Below are 17,144 nucleotides of genomic sequence, written 5' to 3' on the forward strand. Positions count from 1 at the left end.
GTCTCGGCATTTTTCCTACCATTTCCCTGGTTTCTCACCGTCATGGCGGTTCGCTTCCCCGTCCGACTTCCCGCAGTAGTGCTAAGGTCATCGTCATCGAGGAGCGCTGCACACTCCCTGAATGCAGGTGAGCGAGTCCATCCTTCACGCGATCTGTGGCGATCACGTCGGCTTTTTCATGGAGCGCATCCTGCAATTTACTTCACATTTGCGCAGGGGAGGTCGGGCTCGGGGCGCCCGCGATCAGGGAGCGGGCGTGACGCTGAGCGCGCCCTTGGCGCTGAGGGACGCCTTGTAGCTCCCGGGCGCAGGATAGGTGATGTGAAACACGGCGCTATTGGGCGAGAGGGTCTTCGTCTGGCCCGACGCCAGCGCGCCGCCCTCCGGCTCCCAGAACTGCGTGCACGCATCCGACTGCCCGGCCGTGTGCGTCTGGACGAGCACGCAGGCGTCTCCACCGCTCTGGTTCGCGATCGCCTGGCTGACCTGGTACGTGAGCTCGAGGGCATCGCCGACCGCCGCGAGCTCGGTCGCCGCATTCCATGAGGTCACGCCGGTCGCACCGCACTTCAAGTACCAGTGGCTGGGCGCGTCGGCGCAGGCTGGGATCGGCGCGGCCGTCGTGCCGCGGGTCACCTTGACCTTCGCCTCGGACGGCGAGACCCCGAGCAACGAGATGGCCAGGTTCGCGTCGCGATCCACGAACGTATGACCCCAGGGGAGCGCCTCGCGCGAGGCGTCTGCCTGAAGATGAGCGAAGTCGATGATCGGCCACGAGGGCGTCATGTTGACGATGCCCGTCGGGCTCCCTTCCAGCGGGCCTCGGTGCACGAGGATCCCGCGAGCGACCGGCGCGTTTGCCGTGAACCCGTCGACCCTATCGGGGGTGGACTGACGATATTGGTCGAAGCCGATCGGCTGACGATATTCGACCTGGTACGTCTCGTCCCCGCCGGGGATGGGGATGACGAGCCGCTGCACGCCCGTCGAGATGACCTCGATCGGCTTGACGCTGACGATGGAGGTCCCGCTCGCGCTCACGGTCGCCGTGTTCTCCGGATCGAACCAGCCGAACAGCGCCTTCTCCGGAGCACTGTAGTGCATGTACCCCCCACCCACAGGGCTGAACGAGTCTCCCATATCCTGGACGCAGCTCGTGTTCCCCGCGTTGAGCTGGCCGGGGTTGGCGCACCAAGGCAGATTGGGCTGCGCGCAGCTCGTGCTCATCGGCGCCCAGTTGCCAGCGCTGTCGGCGCAATTCAGCACATTGGCGTGGCCCAGGCCCATGCTGTGCCCCAGCTCGTGCGCATACGTGCCAGCGTTGGTGGGACTGGGAAACCACGTGTAGGGGCCCGAGGAATAAGCTCCGGCACAGCTCGACGGAAACCCGTTGAAAAAGTGCATCGTGTTATCGTAGTCGGCCTCCACGTAGCCCCCGAGGTTCGCGGCCGCTTCCCTGCCCAGCTCCATGTGCAGGCCGAGATCGCAGATCGTGGGCATCTCCGCGTTGATCGTGTACCAGCCGTAATAGTCCCCGTCGGGGTTGATGTGGCCGGTCAGGTTCATCTTCCCGTAGGAGGCTTCAGTAAAGAAGTTGTTGGCCGAATCCGGGTTGTTGAAGAGGCGGTCCCGCACGTCATTGATGGTGTAGGTCGGAGCCGGGCTGTTCTTGAATCGAATGAAGATCGCCGCGACCTTGAAGCCGCCGACGATAGCCGGCTGCTGGACGGCGGAGATCGACTCGACCTCCTCCGCCTCACCCTCCTCCGTCGCAGCGCCGCAGGCGGAGAGCGCGAGGCAGAGAACAAGAAACCCGCTGCGATGGGTGGACAAAACGTTGCGCATTGTGCCTCTGTGATGTCGGAAAAAACGCGTGACAATAGCGGACGCGAGCGTGTCTGGAATCACGGACTCCAGACCTCGAACCCACGCGCAGGCTCGGGCTCACGACGTGACGATCCGCCAGGCCGCCTTCGAAGGGAGCGGGCCCGGGGGAAAGTCCAGTCGCTTCGGAGACGTCAAGCCCCAGCCGCGGGACCTGCGTGGGCCAGGTTCATTGCACCCTCTCCTGCTCACTGGATGCGGCCAGGCCCGGTCGCCCTTCATGAAATCGTAACGTCCTCATCGATTCCGGGACGAATCCGCCGCACAAGGGGCGCCGTAGTTCCGTCCCGAACCACTGCCATGGAAAATTTTCGTGACATCGATTTTTTGACACTGCTCGTCTTCGGGGACCGGTGGCCGGCGAGCTCTCCGCCGCCTCCCCCTCCCCCTGCGTCTCCTGCGTCTCCAGCCGGATCGTCCCCTCTGAGATCGTGATTCGAGGAGACCGACGTCCTGAAAAAGGAGAATCCCAGCGATGACGAGCTGAGGACCCTGGCCGAGGCCGCGGAGGCGCGGTGCGGGAGGTCGTTCTTCCTGGAGAGGATGAGCGGCACGTCGATGGCCGCGCCCATCGTCTCCCACGTGGCAGCCGAGATCCTGGTCGACGAGCTCGATCTGATCGCCGCCGAGGTGGTCCGGGCGATCTACCGGAGGTCCACGCGCAGCTTCATCGGCGCCCACCCGGTGTTCAAGCTCAGCATCCAGAAACCCTCCTGGTATGGCCTGGGGCCACGCTCCGGCGAGGACGACGAGGGCGTCGGCAGTGAACCCGACACCGGCGGCGCGAGGGGGCCACGAGCTGGATCGACCGGGCGCTCCCGAGCCTGGAACCTGGGAGGCCTATCTGACGAGGTGATCGTCTCGGCGCGGGGTCGGCCGCCTCAGCTCTGCGATCGGTGCGGGACGATGTCGTTGGCGATGATCTCGCCGAACGGCCCCGTGAGGTTCGGGCGGACGCCTGCGGCCCTCCGCTCGACGGGGAGCCGCGGGAAGAGCAGCTCGGCGACCCGATAGGCCTCTTCGAGGTGCGGATACCCGGACAGGATGAACGTCTCGATCCCGAGCTCCGCGTACTCCTGCATGCGGCGCGCGACCGTCTCCGCGTCGCCCACGAGCGCCGTCCCGGCGCCGCCGCGCACGAGGCCGACGCCGGCCCAGAGGTTCGGGCTCACCTCGAGGGCGTCGCGCCGCCCCTTGTGCAGCGCCGCCATGCGCCGTTGCCCCTCGGAGTCGAGGCGCCCGAAGGCCTGCTGCGCCGCTGCGATGGTGCTGTCGTCGAGGTGCCGGATCAGGTCGTTCGCGGCGGCCCACGCCGCCTCGGCCGTCTCGCGGACGATGACGTGAAGGCGGATCCCGAAGCGCACCGCGCGCTGCTCCTCGGCCGCGCGGCGGCGCACGTCCGCGATCTTCTCGGCCACGGCGGCCGGAGGCTCTCCCCAGGTCAGATAAACGTCGACGTGGCGCGCCGCGAGCGCGTGCGCCGCGGGCGACGATCCCCCGAAGTAGAGCGGCGGGTGCGGCGCCTGGAGCGGCGGAAAGAGGATCTTCGCGCCTTTCACGCGCAGGTGCTGCCCCGCGAAGTCGACCGTCTCGCCGGCCATGACGCGCCGCCAGATCCCGAGGAACTCGTCGGTGACGACGTAGCGCTCGTCGTGCTTCAGGAAGACGCCATCCCCCTCGGACTCCGCCGGATCGCCGCCGGTCACGACGTTGACGAGCAGGCGGCCGTCCGACAGGCGATCGACCGTGGACGCCATGCGGGCCGCCCACGTGGGCGAGACGACGCCCGGCCGCACGGCGACGAGGAAGCGAAGCCGCTGCGTCAGCGGGATCATGGCCGACGCGACCGCCCAGGCGTCCTCGCACGACCGCCCGGTGGGGACCAGCACGCCGTGATAGCCGAGGTCGTCGGCGGCCTGCGCGATCTGACGAAGATAAGGGAGCGTGACGGGGCGCGCGCCCTCGGCGGTGCCAAGGTAGCGGCCGTCCCCGTGCGTCGGGAGAAACCAGAAGACGTTCATCGATGGAGAAGCTCCTCGCCCGTGAGTCGCCGGGTCAGGCGCGCGAGAGCACGATCCGCACCGCGCGCCGCTGCGCGCTGGAGCCCGCGGCGCCAAGGAACCTCGCCGGGCAGTCCGCCGCGACGCCGCTGCTGCGCCAGCAACACCAACTGCTGATCGACTGCTGATGAAGCAGCAATCGACCGCTCCTCCACGGGTCCTCCCCGGCGGAGCGCCGCGCCTCGACCTGGCACAGGGGCTGCTGGACCGAGGTCACCACCTCGCATCCGTCATAGATGCAATTTTGCATCAAACATAGAATCCTTACGCGCTGACGTGGGTTGTGGAGGAGGCGAAAGAGCCCTCATGATCAGGTACATCTCGTTCACGACGGCCCGCTCCGCGCTGCTGGGCTGCGCAGCTCTCTCGAGCTTGTTGCTGCTCGGGTGCGGCCGCGACGGCGGCGAGGCGGGCGCCACGGGCGAGAAGGCGGCGAACGCCGGGCAGGCGGCCGAGGACACGCGGGCGGCGGTGGTGGTCCGGCTGGGGTACCAGAAGATCGGCACGCCGTTTCTCCTCAAGGAGCGCGCGGAGGCCCTGACGAAGGCGCTCGAGGCGAGGAACGCCCGCGCCGAGTGGGTCGAGTTTCAAGCCGGCCCTCCGCTGCTCGAGGCGATGCGCGCGGGCGCCGTGGACGTCGGCCACGTCGGCGAGACGCCGCCGGTGTTCGCGCAGGCAGGCGGCGTGCCCTTCGTCTATGCCGCCACCGACGCGCCGGCGCCCAGGGCCGAGGCGATCGTCGTCAAGAAGGACTCTCCGATCCGCACGCTCGCGGCCTTGAAAGGCAAGCGCGTCGCCCTCAACCGCGGCTCCAACGTGCATTACCTGCTGGTTCGGGCCCTCGAGAGCGCCGGGCTGACGCTGGACGACATCCAGGTCGTCTTCCTGGCGCCCGCCGACGCGCGGACCGCGTTCGAGGGTGGCAATGTCGATGCCTGGGTGATCTGGGATCCGTTCCTGGCAGCGGCCGAGCTCGCCGGGGCCCGTGTCCTCCAGGACGGCGAGGGGCTCGTCGACAACCGCCTCTTCTATGTCGTCCGGCGAGAGTTCGCGGAAGAGCAGCCGGCGATCTTGCAGATCGTGTTCGACGAGTACCGCGCGCTGAGCGCCTGGGAGGACGGGCACCGCGAGGAAGCCTCGCAGATCCTCGCGAGATCTTCGGGGATCTCGTACGAGGCGTTCCTGCGGTCCGAGCACCGGCGCGCGTTCCAGATCCTGCCGATCACGCCCGAGATCGTGCAAAGGCAGCAAGCCATCGCCGATACGTTCCACAAGCTCGCGATCATCCCGCGCGACATTCGCGTCGAGGAGGCGCTCCTGCCGGGCGCCGCGAGCGGAGGCGCGCGATGACGGCCGGCGAAGCGCCGATTCGAGGCGGCGCGGTGCGCGGGTTCGGCGTGCGCATCGCGCCCTGGCTGGCCCCGCTGGCCCTCGTGATCCTCTGGGAGGTCCTGTCGCGGCTGCAGATCATCCCGAAGAGCCTGCTGCCGTCGCCCGTCGAGGTGCTCGTGGCCGCCTCGAACGCCACGAGGAGCGGCGAGCTGCCCGCGCACCTCGGCGTGAGCGCGCTGCGGGCGGCCGGCGGGCTCGTCGTCGGCGCGGCCGTCGGGCTCGCGCTCGGCCTCGGCACGGGGCTCTCGCGCCCGCTGCAGCTGGTCATCGACGGGCCGCTGCAGATGCTCCGGGCGATCCCCGCGCTGGCGCTCGTGCCGCTCGTGATCCTGTGGTTCGGGCTCGGCGAGACCGCGAAGCTCTTCATCGTCGCGATCACGGTGCTGTTCCCCGTCTACCTGAACACGTTCCACGGGGTGCGCAGCGTGGATCCGCAGCTCATCGAGATGGCGCAGGTCTATGACGTGCGGGGGTTCGCGCTCTACCGCGAGGTCATCTTCCCGGGCGCGCTCCCCTCGATCCTCGTGGGTCTGCGCTTCGCGCTCGGGCTCTCGTGGCTCGTGCTCATCGTCGCGGAGACGCTCGGCGCGAGCCAGGGTCTGGGTTATGTCGCGATGAACGCCCGCGAGTTCATGCAGATGGATCTCCTGGTGCTCACGATCGTGCTCTGGGCCATCCTCGGCAAGCTGGCCGACGCCCTCGCGCGGTGGCTCGAGCGCCGGCTCCTGCCGTGGCAGCCGCCGCTGCAGCGGCTCGAGGCGAGGTGAGCGAATGAGCGGTTCGGGCGATCAGACCACCGGCGCGCGCGTCGTGCTGGAGCAGGTCGACAAGCGGTACGGCGACCGGCTCGCGCTCTCGGGCATCGAGCTCGACATCCACCCTGGCGAGTTCGTGACGATCGTCGGGCGGAGCGGCTCGGGCAAGAGCACGCTGCTCCGCGTCCTGTGTGGCCTCGAGCAGCCGACGCGCGGTACGGCGCGCGTCCTGGCCTCGAGGGAGGTCGCGGCGCGCGAGGCCGTGCGGGTCGTCTTCCAGGAGCCCCGGCTGCTGCCCTGGCGCACGGTGCTGGAGAACACGTGCATCGGCGGGCCGAGAGGGCGCGACGCGCGCGCGCGCGACGTGCTCGACCGGGTCGGGCTCGGCGATCGGCTGAACGACTACCCGGGCGTGCTCTCGGGAGGTCAGCGGCAGCGGGTCGCCCTCGCGCGCGCGCTCGTCCACGACCCGAAGGTGCTGCTGCTCGACGAGCCGTTCGGCGCGCTCGACGCCCTGACGCGGATCGGGGCGCAACGCCTAGTCGAGTCGCTGTGGGCGCAGCGCCGCTTCACGGCCATCCTGGTGACGCACGACGTGGAGGAGGCGGTCCTGCTCGGAGATCGCGTGCTGGTGTTCGACGAGGGGCGCATCGTGGAGAGCGTCGCGGTCGATCTGCCGCGCCCCCGTGCCAGGGAGGTCGCGGAGGTCGGCCGCCTCGCTGGCGTGCTCCTCGACGCGATCTTCAGGAGATCGCCGGAAGAAGGAGGGCTGTCACGGCGCGCCTCGCGCGAGGACGTTTCCAGGCATCCCGCGACCCTCTTGGCCCCCGCCGGCCTCGGGATCGCTCGTCATTGACTGGATGCCTCGCTCAGGCGCCACACGCTCGATCCATCGCACGACGTTCGGGTAGTCACCGAGCGAGGCGCAGCGGTGTTCCTTTGCGCTTTGCACAAAGGTGCGAAAGGTCAGTATGCCTTCGGCCGGTTTCCCTTGGTCGTTCGGCGCACGAGCTTCATCCGATCGGCTCCCCGGGACTCGAACACGAGCGTCTCGGTCCAACCCCAGGACTTGCCGCCAGGCCCCGTCGTGCCGGCAGCCGTGTAGTCGACGGTCGTGCGCGTGCCCACGGTAGCGAACGTGAGCTCGACAAGGACCTCCTGCTGATAGGCTGTATCCGGCTTCTGCGAACACCTGCTCGGCATGTCTTCCTGGAACCAGCGGCGCAGGAACTCCCGGTGTTTGTCCTCGCACTGATAGCCAAAGCCCAGGGCCGAGGTATACGGGCAGTCCAGGTGACCTCTCGCGTCGTCGGTCGGCAGCTCGGCCCACTCGCAGTGGCTCACGAGCTCGGCCGACACATAACCGACGGCCGCGCGCTCAGCCTCCGAGAGGCACGCGACCACGTCCTTGGCGACGACCGGCGTGCAACACCCCTCCGTCCAGTACAGCTTCGTGGGTCGGTCGTGCGGCGTGCACGACGACGCATCGGCGGTCGCGCTCGGCTCGGGCGCTGACGGCGCCGTCGCGTATGGGTGCGGGGCGGAGCTCGACGATCGGATGGGGATCGATGTCTGGGCAGGCGCTCCGGACGAGCGCTCTGGCGTGCACGCCGCGACGCACGCTGCCGCGACCAGGATGGCAAAGCGCCTTCGCTCCACCGCGGTCCGTGGAGCCCACGCGCCCGTCACGTCGCCTGCGCGCCGAACGTCTGCGCGCCTTGGCGAGGAGCGGGCGTCGCCTGCAGCTCGTTTGCCGCATTGGCTCGCGGGGCTCGGCGTTCGCGACGTGCGCACGAGTCCATGTCAGCAGATGGCCGAGGCGATGGCCAGCGCGGCGCCCCCGAGCGCGCCGCCTGGTGATCCTCGTCGGAGAGCCTGGTAAGGGGGACCAGGAGATCCTCCCTGCATGATGGCTTCGCGGCTCGCGCTCCTCCCCCTTCCGCTTCTCGTCGCTTCGTGTGGTCCCGCCGCCGGGTCGGCCCCCGCGGCGCTCGCGCCGGCTTCGGTCGCCATCCCGCCCGCCCCGCTGGAAGCGCCCGCGAGCGCCGCGGACGCGCCGGCCGTGGATCCCTCGGCCCCGCTGACGTTGCCGATCGCCGCGATCCCGCCGGCAACCTGGGTCGAGCCGCCCCTCGGCGAGCAGGAGCGGGCGAAGGTCGGTCGGGACCCGTTCCGCGAGCACACCGAGATCGCCCTCGGCGAGCGCGTCGCGATCTTCGCTGCGAAGGGAGGCGGTGCCGACCCCGCGGGCGGAGCCTTCGCGGTCGACGAGAAGCTCGGCGTCGTTGGCCCCCTGAAGCTGCCCGCTCGCTTCACCTGGGTTGGCGTCGCCGGCCCGCAGATCGACACGCTCTATGGGGCCACGCCGGAGGGCGTGCTCCACCGCGCTGCCGGCGTCCTCGATGCGCTGAGGCCGGAAGGCTTCGTACCGCGTAGCAGCGTGCCTGGCGCGACGGCCTGGGACGCCGCCGGCACCCTCATCGCGGCCGCGGCAGGAGAGCGCGTCAGCGTCTCCGCCGACGAGGGCCGCAGCTTCACCTCGGCCGTGGTCGCGCCCGGCAAGACGGTGCGCGCGGTGCTCGTGCGACCCGACGGCGTGCTCGTGGCCGTGGTCGAGGCGCCGGCGCGCGGCCAGCAGCCGGCGGCGCCCGACACGTTCCTCTCGCTGGATCGCGGGCAGACCTGGAAGCGCTCCGCGTTCCAGCCGCGATCGATCGAGCGCGCAGGATCCTGGATCTGGAACGGCAATGCGAGCTGCCCCGCCGTGCTGAGCCGCGACGGCCGGGCGTGGACCAGGGCCGCTGCTGGCCTTTACACCCAACCCACGTTGGGCATCGCGCTGCACCTCTCCCCCGCGATCCGCGCCATCGAGGCCGGCTCGTTCCGCTCGTCCGTCGCCCCGCCAGCGCCCGAGCCGCCCCGGCGCGGCGACATCGCGGTCGGGCGGGAGCCGCCTTGCAAAAGCGACGACGGGGGCGTCGTGGGCGGTATCGGGCTCATGGGCGCGGCTGGCGTCTCGTGCGGAGGCGCGCTCTGCCTGCTCGAAAGCGCCACGCCGCGGCCACAGCCGACGCGCACACGGATCGCGACGTTCGGCGACGGGATCTGCGGACCGACGAGCGCGCGACCGCCCGGCAGCGCCTGCGCCGCGCACCTCACGCGGCCACCGACGTTCGCGGTCGTCGACCACATCGCGAGCACCGTGACGCCCGTCGCGGCGCCCGAGGGGTGCCCGCAGCCGGTCGCGCTGCACGACGCGGCCGGCATCGGCGTGCTGATCTGCCGCGGAGGCAGCGGGGGCGCGACCCTCTTCGTGCGGGGCGCGCAAGGTGCATGGCACGCGGAGGGGAGCCAGGCGACCCCGGCCGAGGCCCTCAAGTGGATCGCCGCGGCGCCGGATGGCACGCTGCTCCTGCTCGAGCCGACGCCGCCCGCAAGCGCCCGGCATCGCGAGCCGCTGCAGGCGCTCGTGCGAAGTCCGCTGCCGCTCGGCGCACCGCAAGCGTGGCGCCGGATCACGGCGCCGGACGGCGTCGCGGCGCTTCCCGCTCCCGGCGGCGCGGCGCTCCTCGCGAGCTCGCCCGCGACCTCGGCCGGCAGACGCCTCGATGTGACGCTGGATCGCCCAGGGCAGCCGGCGCTCCCCCTGGCGCGCGACGTGGAGGTCTCCCAGGACCTGACGCTGATGGAGATGCGGGACGGGCAGGTGCGGTTCCGCGTGCGTCCAAATCCTGCGCCGGACATCAAGGGAAGGCTGGGGCCCTCGCCGCCCGAGCCGCGGGATGCGCGCTGGCACGTGCTGACCCACGGCGGCGAGCTCGTGCTGGAGACGCCCACCGGGCCGACGCCTCCGACCGAGGGGCGCCGGCTCGACCCTGCGGGGCGCTAGCGCCGCGTCCGCGCGGTCCCTCGCGTCGCGGGACCCAACCACGTCACGGGCCCTGGGCCGTCGCGGGACCCAACCACGTCACGGCGTCGCCGCGGGACCCAACCACGTCACGGCGATGGGATAGCCGTAGACGCCCCCGCCGCCGTCGCCTGGGTCAGCGGTCCCGGAGAAGCCGGACCATCCGCCGACGAAGCTCCTCGTTGCTCTCGCGCCTCGCAGCCTCGCTCAGCAGCTCGATCGCCGGCCCGCGCAGGACGGCGGCGTGCTCGATCGCTTCGATCGCCAGCCTCCGGGCGATCTCACACGACAGGGACAGCGCCGCGCTCCACACCGCGCCGTCGTAGAGACAGCCGCGCAGGCCGGTCAGGAGCGGCCTTGCGGCGGCAGCGTCGTCCCTCGCGATCGCGCCCCTGAGCCTCGCCGTCAGCCGCATCTTCGCCTGATCCGAGCGCGTGGCCCCGCACGCGGCGATGGCCAGCGCCGCGATCTCCTCGTCGGGATCGGAGGTGAAAGGCCACACCGCATGGAAGAACGGGGTTCCGCCGGTCGCCACGGCCCCGAGGGCGCGGAGCAGCGCCTTTTTCCGGGCGAGAGACGCGGTCTGGAGGCGCGGGAGCAGGAGCGCCTGATCCAGAGAGAACTCCCGTCCAAGCCTGTCGAGGAACGCTGCGCAGTCCTCGTCGGGCACGCGGTCGAGCTCCTCGATCCGCGCCTCGAGAACCGGGGGAAGTGTGGCCTCCTCCCCGGACTCGGGCGCTTCCTTGGCCCGATCGAGCGCCTCGGCGAGCGCCCTCCGGACCGAATCCTTGTCCCAGGCCTCCGCCGTCCGCGCTTCCAGCTTCAGCGCGGCCAGCAACGCCTCACCGGCGCGCCTGTGCTGCCCCGGATTCCTGACGACGAGGGCCGCCATGACGGGGGCGCGCCGCCACGGATCCGGAGCGGCGAGGGCACGCTGGAGCGCCGACTCGGCCTCGGGGACGCGGTACTCGCGGAGGACGAGCGACGCGACGTGGAGGTCCCGCAGCGACGCCGACCGCTCGATGAACCGCTCGATCGAGGCGATGACGTGGGGATCGCTGGGTTCGTAGCCCGAAATGACGTGCTGGAGCACCGGCAAGATGTCGCTATCCAGGCCGTCCGGGTCCTGCGCTGCCAGGAGCGACACGAGGAGCGGAGCATCGCCTGGGCGACCGGCTACCCACAGGACGAGGAGCGCGCTCCTGTGATTCCTGCTGTGTTGCCCGGGCGGGCCCCTGAGCGCCTTGATCGCCTGGACGCGCATCGCCCCGGCGATCTCGTGCAGGGGGTTGTCTTGTCCCCACCGGGTCTCGGCCTGGCGTCGCTGGAAGTACTGGAAGAGCCGGTTGATCGCCTCGCGGGAGCCGGACCTGAGCACGATGCGCGCGAGCCTCACCCGCTCCTCGTCGCTCATGGCCGACGTGAGGAGCTCTTCGGCGATCGCGTGCGCCCGCCGCCGGAGCGGCCGCCCTTCGGCAGAGATTGCAGGGCGCAGACGGCGCTTTCGGTCCGGGCTCATGCCAGAGCCCATGGATCCTATCAGCATCCGTTCGACGCGACAGGGGTTCCCTGCGCGAGCAGCCAGCACGGCTCACGCTCCAGCGTGCGACGCGGCTCGTGAAGCACGCGCGCTCCACCTCGCAGGATGGATCTCCTGGGACTGGAGCCGTTAACATGGTGGATGCATGCCGCAGCAGTCACCGACCGAGCCGCAGCAGTCACCGCCCGAGCCGCAGCAACCACCGTCCGAGCAGCAGCAGTCGCCGCCCGAGCAGCAGCAACCACCGTCCGAGCAGCAGCAGTCGCCGCCCGAGCAGCCCTTCTCGCTGACAGACGGCGCCCTCGCCGCGTTGGTGGCCACCGGCTACGGCGTTCCGGCGCTCGCGGCGCTGCTCTTCGGCGCGGGCCAGCTGGTCCGACTCGATGCCGCAATCTTCGTCGCTGGAGCGCTCGGGCTGGCCGGTTGGATCGGTCTGACAGTATGGACATACCGCGCGATACGGCGCCGGGGGCGCGCCCCCTTCCAGGTGGCGGCCGAGGTGCTCACGCTGCTCCTCCTGCCCGCCTGGGGCATGGCATACAGCCACGATGCCCCCGGGACGTGCGCTGTCCCGGCATGCGACGTCGGCACCACGGCGTTCCGGCCGCTCGCCGAGCCGGAAGTCCACGGCTTGATCGCGCTGCACGCCCTCACCGCGCTCGCCTATGTCGTGTCACGGCGCCGGAAAGAAGCGCTGCCTGGCCCTGCAGAGCTCGTCGTCCATGCAGCGCTGCTCGTCGGAATTGCGCTCCACGTCCTGCTGGTGGTGCACTTCGGCCCCTGGGTCGCGGCCGGCCTGCTCGTGCCGCCGCTGCTCCTGCCGTGCGTCGCGCCGGTGTTCACTGTCGTCTTCTATTCCGCCGAGCTGCGCGCTCGCCTCTTGAGGCGGGGCGTCGAGGCCAGCGCGCCCGCTCCGTTGGCCGCTGGCGATCCCGCCTATCGCGCGGGGCCGCCGCAAGTCCCGCTCCCGCCGCCGCCCGCGATTCACCGACCCACGTTGTGGCGCGCCCTCGCGGCTACCCCGCTGCTGCTCGGGGTTCACGCCGTCCTGCACGCGGCCTGGCTGGGACATCCGGCAGCCGCCCTCCAGGTCTTCACCCGCACGTGCGGGTACACGCTGTCGCAGCTCCCGATCGTGAAGCTGCCCGGCGATTGCCACTACTTGTGCACCGTCGCTGCGCGCGGCCACGCCTGGCTTGTGCGCCCGATCCGGCTCGGACGGCGGGGCGGCACGCCGATCCTCGTCAATCGCCAGCTCGCCATCGCCAACGCCTTCGAGGATCTGCTGCACGAGCGCTGGCCGCGCTTCGGCCGCGCGGCGCGCCAGCTCTACGACCGGATGGGGCTCCCCGTGAGCCGATACATCGGCGCCGCTTGGGCCGCCGATGTCATCTATCTCGCGATGAAGCCGCTGGAATGGGCGTTCTACCTGACGCTCCTGCTACTCGACCCACGCGCCCCCGAAGAGCGGATCGACCGTATGTACAGGTGAGAGCGGCCCAGCGGCCCGACCCACCCGGCCGCACCCGGCCGACCCAGGTTGAGCCATCGAACCATCGCACGACCCACCCGGGTTGAGCCATCGCACGATAGCATACGCAAGAGGAAACTCGACCCGCGCACGACCCACCCAGGTTGAGCATCGCACGATAGCATACGCAAGAGGAAACTCGACCCGGGTTGTCGGTCACCGGATCTGCGCGCCACCAATCTATGGGTTGCCCCGGGTTGATTCAATCACTTCGCATCACTTATCGGCCCATAACCGTCCCGCTCTGTCAGTCAGAGCCTATCTAAAGTCACCGTTCCAATCGCCGCATACGCACTCGACCCGGCATACCCCATTCTTAGGCGTACGCGCAGCGCCAGACAAACGCTCCGCCTTCTCCAGACGGACGTTCTCCACAACACGACAACAACGCGTCGAACCCGCTCCCGCGCTTTTCGCATCGCTGAGAACGGCGCCACGCGGTATCTACACCACGAGTCTGAGGTCCGTCACGCTGGCGCCGTGGAACGTGCGCATCCACCAGGTTCCCGCCGGGAACACCACACCGCGTACCCCGGCGCGCCACCGTTCAAGCGCCGCGCGGTACGACGCACGAAACGCCCGCACCGCAGCACCAGCGATTCGCCGTACATCCCCCTGCTCGCGGCCAACCGCAAAGGTCGGATTGCGTTCACCCAGCGCCTCGAAACTCGTGACGCGCTCGTACGGGGAGATCTTGCTGACTCGCTCAGCACCAAGGAAGCGACGCCCTTGCCGCTGCAGCGCCGCATGGGCCTGCGCCTCCTGTTCCTTGAGCGCGGCGGCGACCGAGTGCCGAAAGTCATCGATGCCGTCCTGCTCGACCGCCGGTGGCGCCGCGAGAGGCAGCATCACTTCCTCGGGCCACTGTGGATTTTCCGGGTCAAGATACGCCACAGGACGCGCCGCACGCAGCACGCCGCAGCCGAGCTCTCTCACGTCGACTTTCGCCCCCGGCCACTCACGCGCATGCCGGACGAGGCCAGCGGCCACAGGGTTCGCGAGCACGTAGGCGATCTTCTCCACGACAGCAGCGCGCGTCAGGAGGCGCACAACGCTCGTGGCTTCGTGGTCCCATACCGGTCCTTCCCACGCGCGAAGCACCTTGGTCCCGAGCGCCACAATGCGATGAAAGAACTGCAAGAAGCGCGGCAAGACGCCATTCACGTCCGTCACGACCAGGTGTAAATGCGTTGACATCGCGCAGAACGCGTGTACCTCGATCCCGAAGCGACCAGCCGAGACCGCGAGGGCGTAGACCAAGAGCTGGGTGATCGCTGCGTCGGGGCGCAAGAGCAGGTGCCGACGCAAGACGCGACGGGTGATCATATAGGTAGCGCCGGGCGAGATCTCGCGGGGGTGGCTCATGGCCCGTCCATATCAACAAACGCTGTGCCAGAGATTGTAGTCAATCATTTCAAGCACTTGCCACGCCCCACAGGTGGCGATCACTGCGCCAGAGGTGGCGGCCGCCATGCCGTCTTCCACCTCGGATGTTATATTCACCACCTCCAGACATCGCAGCCCATCCCCTCCCACCCCCTCCACCAACCTCAACCCCCAAACCAACCTAGGTTAAGATTTGAGTGGAGATTTGGGAGCAAATCTAAGTCGGATCTTGGGACGACCTGCGTCGAGTCTCCGACCTGGGTCGGGTCTGCGGAGTCGGGTCTGCGGGTCCAATCTGGATCAGGTCTCAACCTGGGTCAGGTCTCAACCTGGGTCAGGTCTGGATGTGGATGGGGTCGGATCTGGATCGGTCCAACCTGGGTCGGGTCTCACCCAACCTGGGTCAGGTCTCAACCTGGGTCAGGTCTGGATGTGGATGGGGTCGGATCTGGATCGGTCCAACCTGGGTCGGGTCTCACCCCGGCTGGGTCGGGTCTCACCCGGCTTTGTTTCCTTTTGCATGGAGAGCGCGCTCCGAACGAGAATACAGCATGCTCGACCCAGCTTATGACTCATCCGCGATACACAAACACGCAGCCCGTGAGAGCTTCACTTACACATTCCGCACCCCCGCGGGCGTTCGTCGTGCGACTTACACATTGTTCCAGCAGCTTCTCGTGAACGGCTCGGCGCTCGCTGTCGCCGCGCTCCTCCCTGCGTGCGGTCCGGCGCCGGAGGAACCTGCTCCGGGATCGGGGTCCGGCGGCGGCACGACGGCGACCTCAGGCGCAGCCGGCACCGGCAGCACCGGCAGCACCAGCAGCACCGGTGAATCGACGGGCGAGGCGGCTGGAACCGGCGGCTCGACCGGGGCTGCAGGCGGCAACCCCGGTGCCTGCGAGCAGGGCACGACGAGCACGGAGTGGGCGACGAGCTGCCAGACGACGGGGGCCAGCTGCACGGCAGGCACCTGGAGGGCGCCGCGCGACGGCGGCGAGACGCGCGCGCCGCTGCGCCACGAGTCGGCGCACTTCGCCTTCTACTGGCCCGATGGGACGGACATCAACCTGAGCCAGGCGGAGGAGGCGGCGGACTCGCTCGAGAGCATCTGGAGCGCGTACTTCGGCAGCCCCATCTTCTTCCCCGAGCCGTACTGCAAATCAGCGGACAAGTGGAAGGCCGCCGTCCATTTCGACAACAGCTTCCCGCTCTGGGGCGGCGGGTGGAGCCGCAACGGCGTCAATTATATGGGGATGTGGATCGGCCCCGACGCCGCCAGCGACCCGTGGGGGCTCGCCCATGAGTTCATGCACGGCGTGCAGTCGACGACGCAGGCGTTCCCCGATTGCGGCGGCGACGGCTGCTGGATCTTCGAGAGCCACGCGAACTGGATGCCGCATCAGATATGGCGGGACAACGTGCACTGCTCGGACATGCTGCCGAACATGCCGCACCTCTACTACGGCAACACCCGGAACCGCTATTGCAACTGGCAGTTCTTCGAGTTCCTGAAGGACAAGCACTGCTACAGCGCCGTCAACGACATGTGGGCCTACGAGGCGCCGCGCGGCCAAGCGGACCCATGGCAGAAGCTCATGCTGAGCCGTGGCTGGGACATCGAGCGGCTCAACGACGAGTTCGGCGAGTGGGCGATGCACAACATCACCTGGGACTACAAGGACCCTCCGCCCACGGACGGAGGCGATCCCTCCGGCGTGTATCGACGAAAATACGGCTCGATCGAGGCCGACATGACGTCGAACGGCCGCACCGATCGCCGGCTTCGTCTCACGCGGATCGAGGCGCTCGACGCGGACTGGGCGCAGAATCGCCGCTTCGTCTCGCCGTATCACTGGGCACCGCAGCGCTGGGGTTACAACATCGTGCGCCTGCACCCGAAATCGGACGCGACCAGCGTGCGCGTTGTGTTCCGGGGCGTGACGCAGGCCGGCGCCGACTCCGGCTGGCGCTGGGGCCTCGTCGCGACGGACCCGGAGCTGACCACATCGCGCTACAGCCCCCTGCAGCGGGGGAGCGACGGCGAGATGGACTTCTGCGTCAGCCCCGGCGAGAACGTCTACTTGGTCGTGGTCGCGACGCCGACCGAATACCAGAAGCTGGTCTGGACGAACCCCTCGGATGGGCCAGCGTACCCGTCGATCTATCGCTATCCGTACATGGTGGAGCTCGATGGAGCGTGGCCCGCCGGCTTTCAGGACGGTCAGCTCGACGCGTGTCCGCGGGGCACGACGAGGCACGCGAACGGCGGCGGCTGCGCGCCCGCGGGCACGCCGTCGAGCGTCTACGTCGGTCCTTACGCGACTATCCTCGGCGGAGAGGTGAGCGGCGACGTCCGCGTCGAGGATCATGCGACCATCGTCAACGGCGTGATCTCCGGCGGCCGTGTCGGCGCGCTCAGCCTGGTCGGGCAACGCGGCTCGGGCATCCAGGCGCGCGGGTTCAACGTGAGCGGCTCGGCGAACGTGCAGACCACCTTCTACCCGCTCGGCTGGTTCGGCGATCGCCAGTCCGTCTCCGGAACAGCAAAGCTGCTCGGGGATGTCGAGTTCGTCGCCACATCGAAATCGAGCAACACGTTCTACGGGTTCGTCCCCGACGACTGGGCGGGCGTCTCGACGGTCACCGAGGTGACGGCCGCACCCCCGTACACCTGGCGGCGTTGAGGCTA

At 69.4% G+C, this 17,144-nt stretch carries 12 protein-coding genes and 1 pseudogene; 8 read left to right on the plus strand and 5 right to left on the minus strand.

Annotated elements, in window-relative coordinates:
• Positions 1 to 243 precede the first annotated feature (243 nt).
• Positions 244 to 1,845, minus strand: a complete 1,602-nt coding sequence (locus WMF12_RS25885) for a hypothetical protein (RefSeq protein WP_437849869.1) — start codon at positions 1,843 to 1,845, stop codon at positions 244 to 246.
• 582 nt (positions 1,846 to 2,427) lie between these two features.
• Here WMF12_RS25885 and WMF12_RS25890 point away from each other — a divergent pair.
• Positions 2,428 to 2,532 (plus strand): annotated as a pseudogene (locus WMF12_RS25890) (S8 family serine peptidase); the annotation flags it as partial.
• A 233-nt stretch (positions 2,533 to 2,765) separates the two neighbouring features.
• Here the strand turns inward: WMF12_RS25890 and ssuD are convergent.
• Entirely contained in the window at positions 2,766 to 3,905 is a 1,140-nt protein-coding gene (gene ssuD / locus WMF12_RS25895; RefSeq protein WP_437849871.1) for an FMNH2-dependent alkanesulfonate monooxygenase, read from the minus strand.
• A 2-nt stretch (positions 3,906 to 3,907) separates the two neighbouring features.
• Here ssuD and WMF12_RS25900 point away from each other — a divergent pair, with 2 nt between their 5' ends.
• The 4 genes from WMF12_RS25900 (at position 3,908) to WMF12_RS25915 (ending at position 6,947) form a co-directional block, all read left to right on the plus strand.
• Positions 3,908 to 4,072 (plus strand): hypothetical protein, encoded by a 165-nt coding sequence (locus tag WMF12_RS25900; RefSeq protein ID WP_437849873.1) that lies wholly within the window; start codon positions 3,908 to 3,910, stop codon positions 4,070 to 4,072.
• A 178-nt stretch (positions 4,073 to 4,250) separates the two neighbouring features.
• Entirely contained in the window at positions 4,251 to 5,294 is a 1,044-nt protein-coding gene (locus WMF12_RS25905) for a sulfonate ABC transporter substrate-binding protein (protein WP_437849875.1), read from the plus strand.
• Positions 5,291 to 6,103, plus strand: a complete 813-nt coding sequence (locus WMF12_RS25910; RefSeq protein WP_437849876.1) for an ABC transporter permease subunit — start codon at positions 5,291 to 5,293, stop codon at positions 6,101 to 6,103. The genes WMF12_RS25905 and WMF12_RS25910 overlap by 4 nt, the downstream gene beginning before the upstream one ends.
• A gap of 4 nt (positions 6,104 to 6,107) precedes the next feature.
• On the plus strand, positions 6,108 to 6,947 hold the full coding sequence (locus tag WMF12_RS25915; RefSeq protein ID WP_437849878.1) for an ABC transporter ATP-binding protein: 840 nt from the start codon (positions 6,108 to 6,110) through the stop codon (positions 6,945 to 6,947).
• A gap of 110 nt (positions 6,948 to 7,057) precedes the next feature.
• On the opposite strand, the gene WMF12_RS25920 is transcribed toward WMF12_RS25915, so the two are convergent.
• Positions 7,058 to 7,750 (minus strand): hypothetical protein, encoded by a 693-nt coding sequence (locus WMF12_RS25920; RefSeq protein ID WP_437849880.1) that lies wholly within the window; start codon positions 7,748 to 7,750, stop codon positions 7,058 to 7,060.
• 247 nt (positions 7,751 to 7,997) lie between these two features.
• Between WMF12_RS25920 and WMF12_RS25925 the strand changes: the two genes are divergently transcribed.
• Positions 7,998 to 9,980, plus strand: a complete 1,983-nt coding sequence (locus WMF12_RS25925; protein WP_437849882.1) for a hypothetical protein — start codon at positions 7,998 to 8,000, stop codon at positions 9,978 to 9,980.
• A 154-nt stretch (positions 9,981 to 10,134) separates the two neighbouring features.
• Here the strand turns inward: WMF12_RS25925 and WMF12_RS25930 are convergent, their stop codons facing one another.
• Positions 10,135 to 11,517, minus strand: a complete 1,383-nt coding sequence (locus WMF12_RS25930) for a hypothetical protein (RefSeq protein WP_437849884.1) — start codon at positions 11,515 to 11,517, stop codon at positions 10,135 to 10,137.
• 166 nt (positions 11,518 to 11,683) lie between these two features.
• On the opposite strand from WMF12_RS25930, the gene WMF12_RS25935 reads away from it, so the two are divergent.
• A complete protein-coding gene (locus WMF12_RS25935; RefSeq protein ID WP_437849886.1) occupies positions 11,684 to 13,030 on the plus strand; it encodes a DUF6688 family protein in 1,347 nt (448 codons plus the stop codon).
• A gap of 483 nt (positions 13,031 to 13,513) precedes the next feature.
• Here WMF12_RS25935 and WMF12_RS25940 read toward each other — a convergent pair whose 3' ends face one another.
• Positions 13,514 to 14,434, minus strand: a complete 921-nt coding sequence (locus WMF12_RS25940) for a transposase (protein ID WP_437849887.1) — start codon at positions 14,432 to 14,434, stop codon at positions 13,514 to 13,516.
• Positions 14,435 to 15,006: 572 nt separating this feature from the next.
• Here WMF12_RS25940 and WMF12_RS25945 point away from each other — a divergent pair.
• Positions 15,007 to 17,139, plus strand: coding sequence for a DUF6055 domain-containing protein (locus WMF12_RS25945; RefSeq protein ID WP_437849889.1), 2,133 nt, complete (start codon positions 15,007 to 15,009; stop codon positions 17,137 to 17,139).
• Positions 17,140 to 17,144: the final 5 nt, after the last annotated feature.

This window comes from Sorangium sp. So ce363, from assembly GCF_051520435.1.
Taxonomy (GTDB): domain Bacteria; phylum Myxococcota_A; class Polyangia; order Polyangiales; family Polyangiaceae; genus Sorangium; species Sorangium cellulosum_B.

Bases quoted from the DNA above. Each gene is read 5' to 3' on its own strand.
- WMF12_RS25900 (WP_437849873.1), top strand. From the start codon at position 3,908: ATGGAGAAGCTCCTCGCCCGTGAGTCGCCGGGTCAGGCGCGCGAGAGC.
- WMF12_RS25935 (WP_437849886.1), top strand. From the start codon at position 11,684: ATGCCGCAGCAGTCACCGACCGAGCCGCAGCAGTCACCGCCCGAGCCG.
- WMF12_RS25910 (WP_437849876.1), top strand. From the start codon at position 5,291: ATGACGGCCGGCGAAGCGCCGATTCGAGGCGGCGCGGTGCGCGGGTTC.
- WMF12_RS25940 (WP_437849887.1), bottom strand. From the start codon at position 14,434: ATGAGCCACCCCCGCGAGATCTCGCCCGGCGCTACCTATATGATCACC.
- WMF12_RS25915 (WP_437849878.1), top strand. From the start codon at position 6,108: ATGAGCGGTTCGGGCGATCAGACCACCGGCGCGCGCGTCGTGCTGGAG.
- WMF12_RS25925 (WP_437849882.1), top strand. From the start codon at position 7,998: ATGATGGCTTCGCGGCTCGCGCTCCTCCCCCTTCCGCTTCTCGTCGCT.
- WMF12_RS25885 (WP_437849869.1), bottom strand. From the start codon at position 1,845: ATGCGCAACGTTTTGTCCACCCATCGCAGCGGGTTTCTTGTTCTCTGC.
- WMF12_RS25930 (WP_437849884.1), bottom strand. From the start codon at position 11,517: ATGAGCCCGGACCGAAAGCGCCGTCTGCGCCCTGCAATCTCTGCCGAA.
- WMF12_RS25905 (WP_437849875.1), top strand. From the start codon at position 4,251: ATGATCAGGTACATCTCGTTCACGACGGCCCGCTCCGCGCTGCTGGGC.
- ssuD (WP_437849871.1), bottom strand. From the start codon at position 3,905: ATGAACGTCTTCTGGTTTCTCCCGACGCACGGGGACGGCCGCTACCTT.
- WMF12_RS25945 (WP_437849889.1), top strand. From the start codon at position 15,007: ATGCTCGACCCAGCTTATGACTCATCCGCGATACACAAACACGCAGCC.